The 20,181-nt window shown below is 44.9% G+C and carries 18 protein-coding genes; 1 reads left to right on the top strand and 17 read right to left on the bottom strand.

All coding sequences use genetic code 11. The features are described from left to right. Window positions 1–42 precede the first annotated feature (42 nt). From T359_RS0114315 to T359_RS20525, 10 genes are all read right to left on the bottom strand, one after another. On the bottom strand, window positions 43–1,926 hold the full coding sequence (locus tag T359_RS0114315; protein WP_026518067.1) for a threonine--tRNA ligase: 1,884 nt from the start codon (window positions 1,924–1,926) through the stop codon (window positions 43–45). A 57-nt stretch (window positions 1,927–1,983) separates the two neighbouring features. Then, window positions 1,984–2,490: an SEC-C metal-binding domain-containing protein gene (locus T359_RS0114320; protein ID WP_026518068.1), complete on the bottom strand. Its 507-nt coding sequence runs from the start codon at window positions 2,488–2,490 to the stop codon at window positions 1,984–1,986. A 118-nt stretch (window positions 2,491–2,608) separates the two neighbouring features. Further along, window positions 2,609–4,873 (bottom strand): CotH kinase family protein, encoded by a 2,265-nt coding sequence (locus tag T359_RS0114325; RefSeq protein ID WP_026518069.1) that lies wholly within the window; start codon window positions 4,871–4,873, stop codon window positions 2,609–2,611. A 4-nt stretch (window positions 4,874–4,877) separates the two neighbouring features. Continuing rightward, window positions 4,878–5,549: a DUF4956 domain-containing protein gene (locus T359_RS0114330; RefSeq protein ID WP_026518070.1), complete on the bottom strand. Its 672-nt coding sequence runs from the start codon at window positions 5,547–5,549 to the stop codon at window positions 4,878–4,880. 21 nt (window positions 5,550–5,570) lie between these two features. Further along, window positions 5,571–6,266 carry a polyphosphate polymerase domain-containing protein gene (locus tag T359_RS0114335; RefSeq protein ID WP_035784611.1) on the bottom strand — a complete coding sequence of 232 codons (696 nt, stop codon included), beginning with the start codon at window positions 6,264–6,266 and terminating at the stop codon, window positions 5,571–5,573. Window positions 6,267–6,272: 6 nt separating this feature from the next. Then, window positions 6,273–7,274, bottom strand: coding sequence for a glycosyltransferase (locus tag T359_RS20520; RefSeq protein ID WP_026518072.1), 1,002 nt, complete (start codon window positions 7,272–7,274; stop codon window positions 6,273–6,275). A 15-nt stretch (window positions 7,275–7,289) separates the two neighbouring features. Next, window positions 7,290–8,105 (bottom strand): sensor histidine kinase, encoded by an 816-nt coding sequence (locus T359_RS0114345; protein ID WP_035784586.1) that lies wholly within the window; start codon window positions 8,103–8,105, stop codon window positions 7,290–7,292. A gap of 2 nt (window positions 8,106–8,107) precedes the next feature. Beyond that, window positions 8,108–8,803, bottom strand: coding sequence for a response regulator transcription factor (locus tag T359_RS0114350; RefSeq protein WP_026518074.1), 696 nt, complete (start codon window positions 8,801–8,803; stop codon window positions 8,108–8,110). A gap of 13 nt (window positions 8,804–8,816) precedes the next feature. After that, on the bottom strand, window positions 8,817–10,502 hold the full coding sequence (locus T359_RS0114355) for an ABC transporter ATP-binding protein (protein WP_026518075.1): 1,686 nt from the start codon (window positions 10,500–10,502) through the stop codon (window positions 8,817–8,819). Window positions 10,503–10,510: 8 nt separating this feature from the next. After that, window positions 10,511–10,969: a lasso peptide biosynthesis B2 protein gene (locus tag T359_RS20525; protein ID WP_081795599.1), complete on the bottom strand. Its 459-nt coding sequence runs from the start codon at window positions 10,967–10,969 to the stop codon at window positions 10,511–10,513. A gap of 160 nt (window positions 10,970–11,129) precedes the next feature. Here T359_RS20525 and T359_RS0114365 point away from each other — a divergent pair, with 160 nt between their 5' ends. Next, a complete protein-coding gene (locus T359_RS0114365; protein WP_026518076.1) occupies window positions 11,130–11,312 on the top strand; it encodes a hypothetical protein in 183 nt (60 codons plus the stop codon). A 45-nt stretch (window positions 11,313–11,357) separates the two neighbouring features. Here the strand turns inward: T359_RS0114365 and T359_RS0114370 are convergent, their stop codons facing one another. From T359_RS0114370 to T359_RS0114400, 7 genes are read right to left on the bottom strand one after another with little or no spacing between them, the layout of a single operon-like run. Then, the gene (locus tag T359_RS0114370) at window positions 11,358–13,385 is read right to left on the bottom strand and encodes an asparagine synthase-related protein (protein WP_026518077.1); all 2,028 of its coding nucleotides are present in this window, start codon (window positions 13,383–13,385) and stop codon (window positions 11,358–11,360) included. Window positions 13,386–13,390: 5 nt separating this feature from the next. Continuing rightward, the gene (locus tag T359_RS0114375; RefSeq protein ID WP_026518078.1) at window positions 13,391–14,347 is read right to left on the bottom strand and encodes a hypothetical protein; all 957 of its coding nucleotides are present in this window, start codon (window positions 14,345–14,347) and stop codon (window positions 13,391–13,393) included. A gap of 9 nt (window positions 14,348–14,356) precedes the next feature. Next, window positions 14,357–15,448 (bottom strand): CDP-glycerol glycerophosphotransferase family protein, encoded by a 1,092-nt coding sequence (locus T359_RS0114380; protein WP_026518079.1) that lies wholly within the window; start codon window positions 15,446–15,448, stop codon window positions 14,357–14,359. Window positions 15,449–15,480: 32 nt separating this feature from the next. Next, entirely contained in the window at window positions 15,481–16,377 is an 897-nt protein-coding gene (locus tag T359_RS20530; protein WP_051545457.1) for a polysaccharide pyruvyl transferase family protein, read from the bottom strand. Window positions 16,378–16,391: 14 nt separating this feature from the next. Then, window positions 16,392–18,407 carry a glycosyltransferase gene (locus T359_RS21760; RefSeq protein WP_051545459.1) on the bottom strand — a complete coding sequence of 672 codons (2,016 nt, stop codon included), beginning with the start codon at window positions 18,405–18,407 and terminating at the stop codon, window positions 16,392–16,394. Next, window positions 18,407–19,930, bottom strand: coding sequence for an oligosaccharide flippase family protein (locus T359_RS0114395; RefSeq protein ID WP_026518080.1), 1,524 nt, complete (start codon window positions 19,928–19,930; stop codon window positions 18,407–18,409). Before T359_RS0114395 ends, T359_RS21760 begins: the two co-directional genes overlap by 1 nt. Window positions 19,931–19,952: 22 nt before the next feature. After that, window positions 19,953–20,180, bottom strand: coding sequence for a hypothetical protein (locus T359_RS0114400; RefSeq protein ID WP_026518081.1), 228 nt, complete (start codon window positions 20,178–20,180; stop codon window positions 19,953–19,955). Between the last annotated feature and the right edge of the window lies 1 nt (window position 20,181).

A 20,181-nucleotide genomic window follows, 5' to 3' on the forward strand; every position in this document is an offset into this window, starting at 1 on the left:
CACAGTACCGTTAGTTTGGAACTGTGCCCTTTAATTACATTTTTATGCCTCGTAGCTGTCGATAAGATCAAGTGAATGCTCACTGTTCATCTTCTTGCACATCTCTACAAGAGCCTCAAGAGGTACGTTCTGGATCTGCTTATTGGAACCGCGAACGTTGATGGAAACTGTTCCCTCAGCAGCTTCCTTATCACCGATAACGATGATGTATGGATCCTTGTAGTTCTTGTACTTCTTGATCTTCTCCTTCATGTTGTTGTCAGAGTAATCTGCCTCAACACGAATTCCGGCATCCATAAGAGCCTTCTCAACCTTCTGAGCGTACTCATTATGCTCTACTCTGATAGGAACAATGCCTACCTGATAAGGGCTGAGCCAGAAGGGGAATACACCCTTGAAGTTCTCAATGATGATACCGATGAATCTCTCAAGAGATCCGTAAATAGCTCTGTGGATAACAACAGGCATCTGCATGCTGCCGTCCTGAGCCTGATATGAAAGTCCAAAGTTGTGAGGAAGCTGGAAGTCAAGCTGTACTGTTCCGCACTGCCATTCTCTTCCGAGAGCATCCTTGATCTGAAGGTCGATCTTAGGTCCGTAGAAAGCACCGTCGCCCTCGTTGATCTCGTATCCTCCCTCGCCGTACTTCTCATCAAGGATCTCCTTGAGAGCAGCCTCGGCTCTGTTCCAAACCTCGATGTCACCCATGAAGTCCTCAGGTCTTGTGGAGAACTCAGCTCTGTATGTAACACCGAATGTAGAATAGATCTCGTCAGCGATAGCAATTACGTCTGCAATCTCCTCCTTGATCTGAGACTCCATTACGAAGGTATGGTCATCATCCTGTCTGAACTCCTGAACACGGAAAAGACCGTTCATCTGTCCTGACTTCTCCTTACGGTGAAGTACATCATACTCACTGTAACGGATAGGAAGCTCCTTATAAGAGTGGTTTGTTCTCTTATAGGTCATCATAGCGTTAGGGCAGTTCATAGGCTTGGCAGCCATTGTATCGTCAAGCTCACGGTTGTAGATAACTGAACCGGCCTGAATCTTAACATTTGTAGGAACCTCTGTGTTATCATTGATGTTCTCAAGAACACCGGGGATCTCGGCATCAGCCTTAACCCATCCTGAGATACCGGGAACCATGAACATGTTGTTTACATAGTGTGCCCAGTGTCCGCTGATAAGCCAGAGCTTCTTGTTGTTAACAAGGGGAGCAGCAATCTCTGTATAACCGTGTCTCTCCTGAATCTCTCTTGAATACTTAAGAAGAGCCTGGTACATCTTCCAGCCTCTTGGGAGCCAGTAAGGCATTCCGGGAGCTGTCTCATCAAACATGAACAGGTCAAGAGCGGGACCGATCTTCTTGTGGTCTCTCTCAAGTGCTTCCTGGATCATCTTGATGTGCTGTTTAAGCTCATCCTTGCTTGGGAAAGCATATAAATAAATTCTTGAAAGCTGATCTCTCTTCTCGTCTCCTCTCCAGTAAGCTCCTGATACGGAACGAACCTGATAGGAAACATTCATGAGTTCCTGTGAATTAGCAACGTGAGGTCCTCTGCAGAGATCAACGTAGTCTTCACCTGTGTAGTAAACAGTGATGGTCTCATCCTCAGGAAGATCATTGATAAGTTCTGTCTTGAACTTCTGGTCCTTGAACATGGATAGTGCTTCTGACTTTGAAACCTCTTTTCTTGTCCAATCCTCTCTTCTCTTGATGATCTCACGCATCTTGTCCTCGATGGTCTTGAAATCATCCTGAGTTACTGCCTTGGGAAGTACGAAGTCGTAGTAGCATCCGTCATCGATCTGTGGTCCGATGGCATACTGAACTTCCTTTCCGTAAAGCTCGATCACTGCCTTGGCGAGGATATGCGCCATTGAATGACGATAAACCTCTAAAAATTCTTCTTTTGTCATTTTTTGTCCTTTCTATGCAATACCTACCGGGTAATGCTGTTATATATTAATTTTTTGTTACGCGTTCTTGCCGTGGCACTTCTTGTACTTCTTGCCACTTCCGCATGGACATGGATCGTTAGGATATACCTTGTTCTCTTTTCTTACAGTGTGAGAAGCCTTCTCCTCTTTGTAAAGAGCCTTTCTCTTGTCCTCGTCGAAGATATCGTTCCACTCCTCAAGGCCATAGAGCCAGTCTGCTCCTGCGTTAACCATGTTCTTGTAAAGAAGTTCCTTGTCAAAGCCAAGGTTAACCTCTGTATCCTCTGTCATATCATCGATAGGGTTGGGCTCCTTAAGGCTGTCGTTGATACCGTCAAGGAAACCTGTCATTGTCATGATATCAAGACCAAACTTGTCAGCGAGCTCCTTAACTGTTCCCTTAACTACCTCGTCAGGGTTCTTAAGAAGCTGTGCATATACGTCCTTTTCCTTCTGAAAATATTCTGTCCATAATCTCTGAAGATCGCCCTTGTTGGCAGTCTCTGAATAAGCTTTGTCACGCCACTCTTTTAATAATGCCATAACTAATTACTCCATTTCTTTTTACACAAAATTATATATCTCTCATGAATGATAGTCATTTATGAGAATATCATTCAATATTTTAATATATTTACGGCCGGATGTAAACAAAATAGATTTAGCCTTCTCTGTACATCCTGATATACTTCCTGAGATTATCAGGTCTCTCCTTGGCGAAGGTCCTAAAGCCCTCCATGGTCTTTTCCCAGGTCGTAACCGAATATCTGCCCTTTTCGGTGGAACCCTTTCCCAAAAGGAGCTCTACCTGTGACAGCCACCCGTCCTTAGTGTGCCATCTGGCGAACTGGTCCTCCATCTCAGGAGCATAGAGCTTTTCATAGCTGTCAATGGCGGCAAGGACATTTTCTTCTGAAAAAACCGTATCAAGGCACTCTTCGAATCTGTCAAAGAACATCTCCTCGAACTCAGGATTATTCATAAGAGCATCGATGATCTCCCTATTGTCATCAAAGCCGCGGGAATGATCATCATCAAGCTTGCTCTTGTCATAGTCCTCTGTAAGAACATATTCAAGAGAATTAAATGCCCTATATCTGAAGGCCTCATCCAGGTCAAATAGTACAGGTCTCCACTTATTGTCTCCGAACTCACTTCCCCGCTGATCAGCTCTCCATATTCTGTAGTTGTTGCCGGGCCAGTCGTTGTTCCCAAAGTAGATCTCAGCAATGTAATAGTCTATATAGCTGTCTATATCAATCCTGTCGCAGACATATCGGTAATTGTCTTTCTTTGACAGATCATTGGTCCTGGCAAAATCCACCAGTTCCAAATAGTCCTGAAGATCCCCGGGAGTGCCGCTGGTTATCTCCGGAAGATGGGGATCATGACTGGTATTTAGCTTGATCAGCGTAAGGTTCTTGTCATCAATTCCATAGTGCCTGTCAAAATATTCAGGATCCAGGGTCTCTCTTATATTGTGGATTCCCCAGTACTCACCGTTGATAAAAAGAACAGCCTCTTCCGCAGCCAGTGTATTGACCTTCAGATTGTCAGTAACAAGGGACTGGGCCAGGGCATCAGCACACATGCTTCTGTTAAAATCAGTTCCTCCGGCCCTGAAAGTTACACTCTCCAGGCCTCTGTCATCGGCCTCTTCACTTACGGGAAGGAGTTTAAAAAAGTCCTTCTCAAGGATGCTTCCGGTCTCATCACCTGTGACCTTTATACCCTTTGCCGCATATTTTCTGGAGGCAGCTCCGGTGAGCTCCGCATCCACCGCTGTAGCGACCAGCCTTTTTCCTGTATTGGTAAAGATCTCCACATAGGCCTTAATGCTTCCCTCTTCGTCGTAGTTTCCCGGTGGGAAGGCAGTGTTGGTGCTCATCTTGTTGTACTTTTTCCAGATGTAATAAGTCTCTCCCGGAACGTAAATGCCCTTTCTTTCATCGAACATCTTCTCCGGGTCCACAGACAGAGAAATAATATTAAAGGAGGTCTCAGGATTTACAAAATAGGATTTTGTTATGATCTTATCCGATAAGACGCCGTCCTTCATGATCCTGGCCTTCACCACCAGTCCCTTATAATCAGCTGAATTTTCCCAGCTGTAGTTCATGGCGTAATTAGGTGTTGTCTTGACGTTACCTATGGTATTGGGCTCATCACTTCTGTCTTTTATAAGGATGGGCTTTGAATAAACATAAGAATCTGCGGTGGGGTCAGAGCCGTCCAAGGTATAGACGATTTCTTCTCCCTCGCCGGCCTTAAGAGTCAGTTCAAATTCGTGATCATATATTCCGGAATCAGCAGAAAATCTCGGGGTTCCAAGAGCTGTATCAATTCTTGTCACCAGAGAAATCTCCTTGGCATTGTTGGCCTTTCCCGGAGTATTGGCAGATAAAAGAGCCAGCTGTGAAGGATGCTTTTTAAGCCTTCCCACGGAAACGCCGGCCTCCATGTTTCCATCAAAATAAAGCTCATCCACGCTGCTGCCTGCCGCATCATATAAAGTCAGCGTATCAGAGGAGCTCAGCATAAAATCAGTATGAAGCTCCGCACCTTCCACAGCCCTGTTTTTACCGGAGGCCCAGACAATAAGATATTCCCCGGCATCGATATAAGACTTTGGAAAGTACCATCTCCCCCTTGAGCCGATGTGATCCGCAAGAGAAAAGCCCTCCAGATCAATCCTGTCAGAGCCGAAATTATAGAGCTCGATCCAGTCACTGTTATCCCCGTCTTCATCCCTTATCTCACCCAGATTGGAATAAAGAGCTTCGTTGATGCAAAGGGATATTCCCCCGGAATTCTCAGGATAATCATCGCTGTCATCCAGCTCCATACCTATACAAACAAACATAAGGATAACCGCAGCCGCCAGTGAAAGCAGCCCCAATATCCTGTAAAAACTTCTGCTTTTCAAGAGATTACCCCGCGATTTCTCCGTTATAGGTTACGATGTTGATGCCGCTTACACCCTCAAGGGCCTTGAGCTCATTTGCAAGCTCTCCGTCCTTATCCTTTGCAAAAGATACCTCATAGGTGATGTCGCAGCTTACTGAATTAAGGTTGCGCATCTTGAGGTTAACCTTTTTGCAGTGTCTGTTAACAGTCTCTGTAACCTTGTCTGCATCAAGGCTGTCATTTCCATGGACAATAACAAGATAGGTGTTGTCATCAAAAACACCTCTGCTGATGAAGAAAAGAATAATGGCGATCACTATGCTGCCAAGAATAGCTATGGCATAGATTCCTGAGCCGCAGGAAATACCAACGGCGATGGCCCAGAAAATATAGGCGGAATCCTTGGTGTCCTTGACCGCTGTTCTGAATCTGATGATTGAAAGAGCACCCACCATACCAAGGGAAAGGGCCAGGTTGCTTCCGATTATCATCATTACCATAGTGGTGATCACAGTGATAAGAAGAAGTGTCACATTGAAGTTCTTGGAATACATAACTCCCGTGAAGGTCTTCTTGTAGACAAAATAGATAAAGAATGCCAGAATTACTGACATTATGAGGCCTATTGCCACCTCAAGCAATGAAATGTTAGTGTTGTTCTCCAGTAAATAATATAACAGTTCCTTCTTACTCATACACTCTCCCCTAAAAATCTTTTATCCCAACTGCTGTCTTGCAAGACAGTATTTGCTGATTGATGAATTCAGCAGCATGGCACTGCTGATGGCTTCCTTAATGAAATGCGGAAGCATCTGGTCGTACTTAACTTCCAATACCGTTACAGGCTCCCTTATAAGCGGTGTCATGGGAAGTTCCCTGTCATAAAGCCTGTCGGAGGCTGCTGCCCTGATGTTCTTGTCAAAGGTGATCCTGACATTATGCTCCGGGTAGATAAAAGCCTCACGCTCATAGTCCACCACTGTCTTTGGGCTGTACAGACCACCCTCCATAATGTTCCTGGCCTTACCGGCCACAGGACTTGTAAATGATGAAAGGGCTGAAAAATCCCCACTTATCAGCCTCTCAGCGTCGTCTCTTGTTATTGACAAGGACTCCTTTAACATATAGGAGTTAAAACGATTCTTGATCTCAAGCTTGGCCTTATCGGAATCAGTGTCATAGATCCTGATCCTTATCTTCTTACGCATCTCCACGCCGGCCATCTTGGTCATATAATCAACGTTGTCCACCGAATCGAAATAAAGGCTTCTTATATAATACTGCCCCTTCTCTCCCATGTTGGGATCCGGAGTCATGATACCCTCCAAAAGTCCCTTTAGATAGTGGTATTCCTGAAGACTTAAGTAGAACTTCCACTCGCTTCGGTAGACGTTTAATACATTCTCGCTCATGAACACCTACTTTCTTCCCAGGAATCTGTACATATGGTAGATAGCCCGGGCATTCCTGGTGAGAACGAAATACTTGGCAAAAAGCCTTCTGGACTCAAGATGAGCAATTCTGAGGGCGCTTCGAAGCTTGCTGTTGTCACAGATTTTTCTGATAAGAGCCAGCTTCTCCTTTTTGGACATTCCCTCTTTGCAGCTGATCTGCTTGAGGTTGGTGGATACCAGCTTGACATAGAGCTCAGAAAAATCTCTTATGCGGTCCTCATTATTATCATACTTGGCGCAATATTTAAGCGCATTGTCATAGAACTCCGTAACGGAATCAAAGTAGCCATCCACATATTTGGTGATAAGGCTTCCTGAACTTCTGACATAATAGACATAATATTTTTTGCTGTTAACAGCAATCTTCTCCGCATACTGAAGCATCCTTGAAGCAAATATAATGTCCTCATAAATCGGAAATTCGGGAAGGAATTCCAAATGATTCTTCCTTAAAAATTCCATCTTATAGAGCTTGTTCCAGGGGGCATTAAAAACCTCGTACTTAATGGCCTTCCCCAAAACCTTATGGAAGAACTCTTCCCCCGAGCCTTCAAAATCTCCTGAATAGGGGTTGTCCTTTTTCACATCGGTATCTACGTTGTAGTACCAGAAATTGAACAACACCACATCAGCTCCGGACCTGAGGGCTATCTCAACATTGTCGGATACAAGCCCGAGAGTGATATCATCATCCACATCCACATAGACCACGTAGTCCCCGGTGGCTGCTGCTGTTCCGGCATTCCTTGCTGCGCTGAGACCGCCGTTCTTCTGATGAACTACCACAAATCTGTCATCCCCTGCTGCCACCTCATCACACATAGCCGGTGTATTGTCACTGCTTCCGTCATCCACCAGAACAAACTCAAGGTTGTCATAGGTCTGTTCTTTAAGATTCTTAACGCAGTTATCTATATACTTTTCTCCGTTATAAACCGGAACTACCACACTTACCTTAGCACTCATGAAATCTCCCCGAATTTACTGCCTGTCTGCCACAGGTATAGTCACGGTAAAAGTACTGCCCTTGCCAAGCTCTGATCTGCACTCAACAGATCCCCCGTGATTTTCTACAATTGTCTTAACGATAGACAGTCCCAGGCCGCTGCTGGTCTCCTTGGAAGGAGTCCTGGCACCGGACACTCTGTAGGTTCTGTCAAATATATAGGGAAGGGACTCCTTGGGGATTCCCTGTCCATTATCCTTCACATAAAAGAATACATTTTCCCCATCTACTCCTGCCCCCAGGGCAATGGTGCTGCCCTCATCGGAGTATTTACGGGCATTAATAAAAAGATTATCTAACACCCTGCTGAGCTTTGCAACATCTATATTCACAATTACGTCCAAATCTTCAGGAACTTCCAGTACAAGTTTATAATTGTCATACTTCTCGTCAAGCTCAGCTGCGAAGAAATATTCCTCCAGAAACTGGGACAGAGGAACCTTATTAAGATTAAATTCCTCTCTGCCACTCTCAATGCAGGTCATATAATACAGGTCACTGATAAGAGCCTCCAGAGTCCTGGTTCTGGCATCCAGGAGATTAAGCATGGCCTTTCTCTCCTCATCAGGAAAATTAAGAACACCGTCCTTGCTCTTCTCCTTCATATAATCCACTGTGCTGCGGATGGCTGTGAGAGGCGCCCTGAGGTCATGGGAGATATTCTCAAGCATAAGAGTTCTCTCCCTCTCTGCGATCTGAAGTTTTTTATTGGCTTCCAGGAGTTTGGCAGAAAGATCTGCCACAGTGTCACTGGCAACAACCGGCTGCTGAAATTTCTTTTTAGTATTCATGATCATTTCCTTAGCTTCATTAATTTGTAACCCTTGGACCAGACGGTCTCAATAAAGTTATCTATTCCGGTCTGACCCTCTATCTTCTTGCGAAGCCTGGAAACATTGACCATTACGTTCCTTCTGTCTGTCTCTATATAGCTGCCCCAGAGCTGGGTTCCGATTTCCTCGAAGGTGATCTCCTTGCCCACGTTCTTGGCAAGAAACAGGACGAGGTCGTATTCCTTATTGGAAATGGGAATCTCCTCTCCCTCGTAGTAGAGCTTGTGCTTTTCTTTATCAATGTAAAAAGGATTAAGGTCTATTATAACGCTGCTTTTTTCCTTTTTGGCTGAGGCCATGCTCTTGCGGACATGGGAAGTCATTCTGGCATAGAGCTCTCTAAGACTGTAGGGCTTTTCAATATAATCATCGCCCCCGGCTTCAAAGCCCTCTACCTTGTCATCCTCAGACACCTTTCCGGATAAAAACAGTACCGGAACCTCTGTTATATTCCTTATCTGCCTGCAAAGGGAAAAGCCGTCCACCTCAGGCATCATAACATCAAGGAAAATGCAGTGGGGTTTGAAGCTCTCCACAAGACTCAGGGCCTTTTGGGGCTCGCTGCAGACCTCTACCTTGCACTCCTTTTCCTCAAAAAATTTCTTATTGACTTCAAGAACTTCAATATCATCATCAATCATCAGAATCTTGTACATAGCTTCCTCCGAATTAGACAGCGTCTCTCATCTTCTTATCAACGATCTGTATCTCTCTGTCGCAGTACTGAAGCACTGACCTTCTGTGGGTTATAAGAAGGCAGGTAGGTGAAGGATTCCACTTCCTGATGCCCTCAAGAACGCTGAGCTCAGTGCTCTCATCCAGGGATGAGGTGGCCTCATCAAGAATAAGGAAGGGCGCTCTTCTTACAAGAGCTCTTGCAATGGCTATTCTCTGGGCCTGTCCCTCAGAGATACCTACACCCTTCTCTCCGATAATAGTATCCACACCCTGAGGAAGCTCCATTACAAAGTCATAGGCTGATGCGCTCTTAAGAGCAATAATGATCTCCTCATCAGTGGCATCCTTATTTCCCATAAGGACATTGTCCTTGATACTTCCGCTAAATAATGTATTGCCCTGAGGCACGTAGGATATAAAGTTTCTGGCATCAGGACTTGCAGGCATCTCCTCACCCTTCTCATTATAGAAAGTGATGCTTCCCTGCATCTTCTGGGTAAAGGCCATGATAAGACGAACCAGTGTGGTCTTACCTATTCCGGACTTACCGACGATGGCGGTGAACTCACCGGGCTTAAACTCAATGTCAGCTCCGTCAAAAACAAGTTCATCCGTATATCCAAAGGACACATTGGTTACCTTGACACCGATATGCTCGGGATGAATGGTCCTTCCAAGGTATTCCTCCTTTGGAAGGTTCTGCAGTTCAATGATACGTCCCGCAGAAGCCAGCATGGTGATGATCTTTGGTACCAGCTGAGCCAGGCCCAGAACAGGAGACTGAATCCTGTTTACCAGTGTAAGGAACACTGTCATTGTACCATAGGTGATGCTTCCCTTTGCAATACATATTGCGCCCCAGGCAAAGGCCACGATGTATCCAAACTGGAAGGAAAGTCCCATAACAGTTGAAGCAAAAAGGTTGGTTCTGTTCTTTTTAAGAACCCAGTAAATACGCTCGTCGCGGAGCTGTGTAAGTCTCTTTTCCGAATAATCCTCAAGGCAGAAGCTCTTCTCTATAAGAATGTTGGCCAGGGACTCCTGCATAAAGGATCTGTACTTGGACTCTGTCTGCTGAACCTTGATCGTAAGATATTTGAGCTTTCTTCCAAGCCAAACACTTGCCAGCATGGCTACAGGTGCCACCAACAGGGCAAATATGGCAAGACGCAGATCGTAATAAGCCAAAGTAACGAAAGTAACCACAAGCTCTACAAAAAGCTTGATTATCTTGGGTATGGTTCTGGAAATACCGTCGGATACAGAGCCCACATCGCTGGTAAGTCTTGTCATCAGGTCTCCTGTGTGATATTTGGCGATATCAAGCCAACTGGTATCAAGGATCCTTCTGTAGACCCTCTTTCTGATACCAAATCCGAACTTCTCATAAACCACTACGGATATCAGCTCACTTACCACTGAAAGAGTCTGGCTGGCCAGAATGATCAGTACATATATGATGATGATGGACCAGAGCTCTGAGAGATTGCCTCCTGTGGCCTTATCAATCAGCTCCTTGCCTATGATGGCCATTCCCACGGAGGTAAGGGTCGCAATAAGGTCAAAGGCCAGAAGCAGTGAAAGCTGCGGTATATAGGGCTTGGTATAGTTAAGGACCCACTTAAAATACTTCCCCGCATCATCTCTTTTATTCCAATAATGTTTTATCTTTGCCATTTTCCCCATTACTTTTTAACCCTCGCTTTAAATCTGTCTACTATGGCATAGCCGTCCTTGGCGCCATTCCCACCGGTAACGAAAAGCTGTCCCACCCTGATCCAGGCATGGGCCACCATTTTCTTGTTTTCATCCAGCTTACACCCCAGATAAAGAGTGGATTCAATGCCCTTTTCAGCCAAAAGTTTCTGGGCTGTAAGAGCCCTTACAAGGCACTTGCTCTCCCACCGGGTTTTACTGCAGACCTGGTTCACTGCATAGGAAACTTTCTTGCAAAAACGGTATTCCTCCGGAGTGGCTTCATAGGAGGATTCCTCCCCCTCTATTCCCCATTTTTTATTAAGCTTTTTGGTGTCCGCATATAACATCTGAAACCGGTATCTTGCAGATAATCCCCAGGCTTTCAGGGTTATTGCCTTGTGTTCATTGTACCTGATGAACCGGTACGTTCTACCTATGATTCCCATATATCTTTACCTTTCAATCCTGTCCCATGTTCGAAAACTCATCACAAATTATAATCGATTCATAAAATTTTTATAAAAAAATTACAGTTTTGATAGATTTCTTTACTATAAAAAAACTTCGCATTATCCTTTTCTTATAATTCAAAAGGAGGAAGCAACTATGAAAAATTGGAATGCACCTGAAATTCAGGAACTTAACCTTAGCAACACAGAGCTCGGCAACAGAAGATCTGGTTATTGCGATGCTGCAGTATGGAGCGTAGAGCTTCACAAGAACTTCTATTCATACAGCGGAGAAGGCGATCCTAACGAAGATGAGTGGAACGTACACCCTCAGCACTAATTGAGATTAAGTTCTTACTAGAGTCACACAAATGTGTGACTCTTTTTATTTGCCTGAAAAATCTTTCAAAAACGAATCAAGGGCCAGGATTCTCACCATATCCTTATGATTTTCCTCTGTAACATCCTGTTTAAGAAGATTCCTTACACTTTCCTCATTCATATATTTATATAAGTCAGGAATAATATCTGTATCCTTTTTTTCAGTGCCATATCTGCCAAGCCTCAGTGCTGCGTCAGGACTCTGTACCCCTCTGTGGCCGGGATCAAGTCTTATGGCTGCAGGGATCATATCATCAAGATATCCCCTTACAAGTCTTCTCTCCAAGCCGTCCTCTGTAAATGCGCAGCCGGGAAGTGCAATACACAGATCCACCATTCTCTTATCCCTGGTTGGGTCTCTGAAAAGTATTCCATAGAATAAACTTATCTTGGTATCAAATATGCCCATGGTTCCGGATATAGTCTCGTCCATTATGAGATTATCCTGCTTATATCTTGGCTCGCAGTCAGCATAGCCTCTTTTCTTATATGTACTTTTCTCTGTAGCCTTAATCCTGTATTTGCGCAGTAATTCTTCTTTGAGATATACCTTGTCAAATCCTGAATTGAAGCCGCCATCCAGTCCTGTTATGAAAAGAAGCTTATTTAGTGCCATTTCCATAGTAGAAGAAAACAGCACCTTCCTGGGAATAGAATATCTTCTTCCAAAGGTCGCCAGCTGCTTCTTGGCTTCTTTGAAGTTACCGGCATAGAGTTCCTGGAAGGTCCTTGCAAAGGCATTTCCGTTGGAGAGAGTAAAGTTACCGTACTGTCCGTTTAACATTACGGTACAGCCCTTTGCCTTCATCTGATTAGCTATATCTACCATCCAGACCTGATTAACCAGAGCCTTGCCCGGAACCTCAAATTGAGAAACAAGTCTGTCCATCTCGGTAAAAGCACTCTTTCCCTCACACCTGGTAAATGAGGGCTCAATATTGGGATAATTCTCACAGAATTTAAGAACTCCCGGGGACTCATCAGGAATATATCCCGCTTCAAGAGTATTTTCATAATCCTCCAGCGGAATGGAAGTAAAGCCGTAGAGCTTCCTATTCTCCTTAGCCAGGTATGTGGCGGCCACGGCGGCCACGGAAGTAGAATCAAGGCCACTGCTTAAGGTAGCTGCAACCTCTCCCTTACATCTCATGGCGTCATGAACAGACTGCCAGAATACCTTTCTGAAGGTCTCTCTGTAATACTTATCAGGGTTCTCCTTTGGAGGAGTGAGCTTATATCTCTGCTCCTTCTTTTCCGCAGGGTTATAATATTCTGTCAAAGCGGCGGTAAACTGCCCCTTAAGATCTGTCACCTCAACATAGTGTCCCCTGGTGAGCTGCAGGATGTTTTCAAAGGGACTGAGGCCCGGAAACAGCAGCATTGAAGGGGTATTATTATATTCCGCTCCCGCAATAAACTTCTCGCATATTCCAAAATACTCTGAAGGCATGGAATCTGTTATAGGCCTGCAAAGACTTGAAAAGAAAAGCTCATTTCCGCAGACACTGTAATAAACACATCTGCAGCCCATATGATCCGTAAAGAGCCTGAAACTGCCACTGTTTATATCATAAACTGCAATGGCAAAAAGACCCTGGATATGATCTACAAAAGCCTTGTCCCAGAGGGTGTAGGCAGCATAACAAAGGGCTCCGTCAGGCCATTTATCCATATCCTCTTTTATCTCAGAAGCCTCTTGTGAAAACAGTACCTGCTCAAGCCTTGTGATCTCTTTCTCGGAAATTTCCCGCAAAAGTTCGGATATCAGCTCATCTCTGGCATTTAATACAATATCTCCGGTAAAGACAATGCCCTTTTCCTCATCCCTGACAGGAAGCTTTTCATATTCCGCTTCCTGGGTGAAATACTGTATTCCGCAGGAGAAGAAGCCATTATCAAAGGTTTCTTCATCAAATCTGTCGATAGCACACTCCTCATAGGGTTTTGCCATGAGCTCCCTGCACTCTGCTACTCTTTTATTCAGTTTGCCCAAGTCTTTTTCAAGACTGATAAATCCCCATATTGCAGACATCTGTGTTACCCCTTGATCTCTTTAATGAGCCTTTCCACCAGGTATTCCTTTGTATCAAGACCGCGAACTCTTGTTATATCCATAACTTCGATCTGGCCTGCCAGAGCAAAGCATTTAACCATCTCCTCCGGACGAAGCACAAAGCCATGGCCATAGAGCCAGTTAAGGAAAAATCTGTCCGTTATGGCATTGACCTTCTCTCCTCCGTCTATCTTCATAAAGCGGACTCCCTTTTCAAAGGCGGTGTCCCCTTCTGCCTTCTCAGCTGCCGTTGTATGAAGAGATATCAGCATATCAACCTTCTTTTTATCGGTAAGAAAAATATCTCTTCTGTCCACGGAGAATTTGTCTCTCTCCTCGTCTATATAAGTAAGTTCCTCTACGTTAAAACCATTGTCCACAGCCGCATCCCTGCAGAGCTTCTGCTCGGGAAAACCGGGAAGAGAATAAACCTTGCCATCGGCGGGATCCACATCCAGAACCGAGATATCATCGGATAAAAGCTTTCCACCGGCATCCAGAAGGGCCATGGCTGTGGTAGATTTACCGGTGCCGCTGTCGCCGCAGACAAGAGCTGTCTTATCTCCCAGGACCACTGTGCTTCCGTGAAGCACGATCTTTCCTCTCATGGTCATGATTATGGCAATGCAGTTCCCCAAAAGAAAGGATCTGGCTATGCTGTCGGGAACGCCCTCATACTTCTCACAGGTCATATAGGATACTCCGTCCCTGTGTTCCAGCAAGAAGGTTCCGGCCTGATTGGAAAACCACATGCCGTCAGCGGTATTTCCGATCTCAACCTCAGGCTTTTCTGGGTCTGCCAGCTTTTTCTTAAGCTCATCCCCGCTCTTAACCTCAATGAACAGGTCAATCCTGTTCTCACCGCCCTCTTCACCGGAAAGGAGCTGCGGAAATTCAATATTTGACTGTACATTAAGGCCATAGACCAAATAATAAAACATGTTTTCCCCTTAGTTCTTATCAAGTATTTCTTTTATACTGCGGTATATTCTTTCGCAGTTATTTTTATCATGATAGGTGAAAAATCTGTCCACTCTCTCCCTATACTTTTCTTCCATGCTGCAGTCCTTTTGAGCCATATCAAGAAGCGCCGCGGTAAAGCCATCATAGCTGGCTGTGACCGGACCAAAGCCATGCTTATCATAATCAAAAAATCCTTTTGACACAAAGGGACTGTTAACGTAAAAGTCATCAGCATCAAACTGATAATACAAAATTGCTTTTTTTAGGTAAGCAAAATCAAACACCGCCGAGGAGTAATCTGTCACCATGAGGTCCGCCTCAGCAAACATCTGATTATAGGAGCCCCTGTAAAAATCCCAGTTGGCATTATTGGGAAGCATTGATATATACTGTTCCATTTCAGGATGAAGTCTTATCTTAAGGCTGTAACCCATTGCTTTCAGGGCGCCGGACAGCTTCTCATCGGAAGTTACCCTGCAGATGGTCTTATAATAATCCGTCCTTGCAAATTCATCTTCTGAAACTCCGGCAAGGGCCGCTCTCCAGGTGAAGGCAAGAACTATCAGCCTTCTCCTGTCATCTTTTAAACAGTCGTATCTGGCAAGTCCCGTAAGTAGTACATGATCTGGCTTTATGGTATAATTCCCGCCTTTCATGTAATCTGCTTCATGCCCTGAAGAAGTTATGATGTAAAAATTCTCATGCGACACTGGATTTATCATTTTGGAGATATCATTTCCAGCCACCCCGTGCTGCAAAAAGATCTGGGGCGTCTCCTTGTGATTCTCCATATGGATCAGCTGGGAGCTGCAATGGCAGGCGGCTGCGCACAAAAGAAGCTTATGCTTTGGTGAATTGTAATCCACCACCTGACCGATGCTCCGTATCCTGTCGTAGTCTTCACTTTTTTTACTGATGGCAAAAACCGGGCAGACATCCTTATCCTGAAGGAACCTGAAAAAAGCCTCTCCATTGTCCCCCGCTGACATTTCCCTGTCACTGATAAGCCATATTTCCCTATGATTTATTGCCTTTCCCAAAGCCTTTTCAAGCTTGAAAATCATACTTTTGAGTCCCATCCCTGAAGCACTCCCCCTAAACGAATCTCTTATTACTGCCACATATCCACAGGAAAACTTTTTATCAGATCCTCCTGCATTTTGGTAAGATCCGGCACCTGTGGAATCGGCATTGAGAGCCCCTCCTCAACGGACCTGCAGACCGGATAGTCCCTGCGCCCTGTGCTGTAATAATAATCGTTGTACTTAAATCTGTCTCCGCCCTCCAGCCTGTCCAGCAAAATGGCCGGAACGCCATAGGCCTCAGCAATTATACAGCCATGTAAAGAACTGCTTATTATCAGTTTGCTGTTATAAATCTCATCGATGGTCTTTTGCCAGTCATCGGTGAGAACATCTATCTGATTAGGTATAGAGTCATCCTTCTTACTCATATGAAGGATAACTGAATAATCTTTTTTCTTCTCATACTCCTTGGGAGTATAGATAAGGGGCATCAAAACTCCGGGATCCCCGAAGACGCATTTGCTCACATCATAGCCGTTTTCCTGAAGCCTTCTCCTGGTCTCAGGGCCTCTTACAGCTCTTACATCCAGCTTTCTGTACTTACTTCTGCTCCATACAAAGCCCGGGGCTTCGGTCTGAAGAATGCCGCTTCCCCAGATGGTGGCGTCCTGATACCCCAGAAGGATAAGGGAGCCTATGGTATAAAGATGCTTTGTGCCTTTCACCTTCTTATCCTTATCAAGACCATATTTTTTTGTCATATAGTCAAAGATCGGAATAGCCAGATAATCCCCGAAATTCTGCTTATCAGTATCTATCCTGGAATAGGCTGCGCCGCCTTTTTTTGGCTTACACAAAGGAGCCCAGTTAAGATTTACCCTGTCTTTTCGGGCAGGAAAATTGGTGATAGACAGAATCATTCTGTTTCTGTTAAGTATCAAAGCCGCTTTTTCAACACCTGCGGAAAGTTTTGAAGCCATCATTTTGTTCCCCCAAATTATTTACCTGTAATGCTGCTTCTCAATTTATCATGGTCACCGTCAAAGCTCTCTCTGCTGCATTCCTCTTCTTTCAGAGCCAGCATTTTGTCAGCAGCTTCCGGCAATTGTTCCAAAGACTCAATATACGTAAGATATTTGGCACTGCTAAAGGTCTTATATGCTTCATAGACCTTGAAATGATTGTTCCCGATAACTATACAGGGTGTTCCTGTAATAAAAGCAAATATCATTCCGTGAAGCCTGTCGGTAACCACCAGCTCAGACCTGCTCCACAGCTTCCATTTATCTCTTAATACCTTCTCTCTCTCCGAGGGTGCAATATCATAATTGGTGCAGGTATCCGTCACCAGTACTTCCCTCTTCTTCTCGCACTCTGAGAGAATTCTTGTTTTATCCCCAAGGGTCAGCTTACCTTCCTTGTCGGAACGAAGGCAGACCACAATTCCATCCCGTTTTTCTGATGCACATCCTGAAGGCTCATAGAGGGATACAGTGTCATGAAGAAATTCCACCTTGGCCTTAAAGTTGTTCTTCATAAACTCATAGGACTGCATATCCCTTGCATAAAGAGTTATGTCGCTGCATCCGGCTATAACTGCTTTATCCTCTTCCAGAGCCCTTTTCCCTTCTTCATCCTCAGAATAGAAGCAAGTCTGAGGCATCAGGATTATCTTATGATCCTTAAAGGCCTTAAATACCTTCCTTCTGAAAGTCTCAGCAAAATCATAGAGACTTCCGAAGTTGCCGCCTCCCTGACATACAATCACATCATCAGGAGTTGTGCACTTTTTAAGAGCGCTGATGGAGGAGTCCACTCTCCAACCGTCTGCCACGAAAAACTGATACTCAGTCCCCTGGCAAAAGCCTTCCAAGATCTCCTCTGCGGCATAGGCAATGGCATGGTCTCCCAAATTGTCAAAGCAGGGAAGTTCAAAATAAACCACTCTCTTTTTCTTGCCCTCTGTAAGATCAAAGCCCTGATTACAGCGCATGCTCTTTATTCTGGCACGGCTTTTTCTAAACACCTTATAGGCCCTGTTAAAATAGTTCTTGGCTTCAGAATAGACCTTGTAATATCCCCGGCCCTTGAGATACACTCCAATGAGCTTCTTATCCTTGCCGGAAACATATGGATTGGCAGCAAACTCAGCGCGATGGGCTCTGATATATTCCTGGGCGTCCCTGACATCCTTTTCGGCGTCGTCGCTGTATCCGCTGGTAATATCGGAATAAAGGTACGGAAGAAGCATAGCCTGAGCCAGGTTATAGAGCTCCTCATAACCCTTTTTCTTAAAGTATTCGCATCTCTCCTGCTGCCCGAGGCAGGACGCATGGCACCCCTTGTGCCACATCTGTCTGGACTTGTTAAAGGAGATACTGTCATCTCTGATTATGTAATAATAGAGATAGTCCGGAATCTTAACTATCTTTTCAGACTTATCAAAAAGGTAGTAGGTGGTGGCGATGTCCTCATAGTTTCTGCCGTCAGGATATCTTACTCCCTCAAATAGCTCCGCCCTGTAGATCTTGCCCCAGGCATAGTTCTTGATGTAGTCATCCTCCACCAGCTTGTGGAGCGCCTCCATTCTGTCATAGCAGACTTCCTCATCAAAGATCTTCTCTGTTATGGAGAGGGTGTCTCCATTTTCCTGATAGTGGGAGCAGACCGCTATATCCGCATGATTTCTGACTGCCGCCTCGTAGAGCTTTTTCACATAGTCCCTGTGAACATAGTCATCACTGTCGATGCAGACCACCCACTTGCCGGTCATCACATCCAGAGCTGCATTTCTTGCACTGGAAAGTCCCCCGTTCATCTTGTGAAGCACACGGATCCTGGAATCCTTCCCTACGTATTCCTCACAGATCTTTCCGCAGTTATCCGGCGAGCCATCATCCACCAGAATGATCTCCAGGTTCTCATAGCTCTGGGAAAGCACCGATTCCATGCACTTATCTATGTAATTTTCCACCTTGTAAACCGGTATTATTACCGTAATCAGTTCCTGCATTATCTCTTAACGAGTTCCTTAACTTTTCTAATAAGATTCTGAGCGCCCTCGGTCTTGTAATAAGCTCCCACAAATACGATGGTACATACAACGCCGATGATCGCGCCTTTTATTATCAGTTCTCCCCAGCTGCTAACATAAAATCTTGAGGAAACCGTTCCAACCACTGCTATAACTACTGTTGCCAAAGCCAGATTTTTTAACATAGCCAGGAAATAGCTTCTGGGACTTCTCTCAAAGTACTCTCTGTAAAGAAGCTTGGGCTCATACCAGAAGTAAGTGGTAAGCCTTGCTATGGCTGATGCAAAAATAACTCCGGCAACTCCCATCAGTTTTCCAAGGATAACTGACAGTATTATGTTCTCAATTGTTGCGATAAGCATTATATATTTTGTTTTCTTGTACAGTCCCGAAGCATCTCTGTAGCTCCAGAGGGGCTGCAGTGAGCAGGACAAAAAGGTGTTGACAGAAACCGCCGCCACCAGTGTAAGTGGCAGCATATGGTCCTCTCCCAGCCAGATACGAACCAGGTCATTGGCCAGAATGCAGTATCCGGTGGTGATTATTCCGCAAAAGATGAAGCTGATGGACTGAATGGTCTGGAATATCTGATATCTCTTGTCGGCATTTTCTTTGGCAATCACATTGCCGATGCTGGCTGTCATGGCAGAAAAAACAATCTGCTCAATGAGAAGGAGCTTCTGGCTCAGCATCAGATAGTTCGAATAAAGACCGACCATTACGGTGCTGATGACAATGGAAATGATGATATTGTCAGTGGCGCTGAAGACTGTGGTGGAAACCTTGTAAATAAACACGGATTTCATGTTCTCCACAATACTTCCCGTAAGCTCTTTATCCACATCATCCCTGTTTTTCAGGTCCTTAATATAGGGGTATTCGCTCTCAGCTTTTTTGGAAGCTATGAGATTGGTAAGTATCCCCATAAAGGTTCCTATTGCCAGGTACACAATATAGTTCTTCCAGATAAGCAGAGTAACAATCTGGAGCACAACCTTTGCAAAATTGGTGATCATCCTGATGTTGACCACCTTAAAATCCTTCTGGTCCGCTGTCAGCAGCGTTGTCTTATAGACAAATAGATAGCTGGTGACAACTCCCGCCAGGGAAAACAGATAGTAGATCTCCAAATGGTCGATCTGCTTCTCGGTATTAACAATAAGTCTTAAAAACGGTATGCAGCAAAGTCCCAGTCCCAAAACCACCAGAGCTATGGTGTTGTAGACCTTTTTGTAAAAGGCCACAAGAGCTGCGATCCTATCCTCATCATTGTCCGCAAGGGGCTTGTAAAAGCTGTAGGCCATGGCCGTGGAGAACCCCAGATCCGCCATGGACAGAAGGGTTAACACATCTGAAAAGATACCGTTAAGTCCCAGGTACTCATCCCCCAGAGTACGGATAAACACGGTCCTTGACACGAAGGCCAGGATCATATTTGTCACCTGGTATATGAAGCCCACGCTGAGATTCTGGGCTGTTCGTTTAGATCTGCTTACACTCATTTATCTTCCCCAAATAAAAACTTTATTTTCTGAAGTTCAGATTAAGGCGGTGATACATGTCAAGCATGCGATCAACTTCCTTCTTATCTGCACTCTCAACCTCTTGTCTGTGTCTGCGGGATTCCTTGCTGCAGGCGGCACTGCATCCCCTTATGACCCACGCTGCAGGAAGAAGGAAAGGCATGCTCTTAAGCCATGGATATTTTTCCTCCATGAACTTAAGGGACGGGAAATAGTAGTGAAGCTTCACA

Source organism: Butyrivibrio sp. MC2021 (genome assembly GCF_000621605.1).
Lineage (GTDB): Bacteria > Bacillota > Clostridia > Lachnospirales > Lachnospiraceae > Butyrivibrio.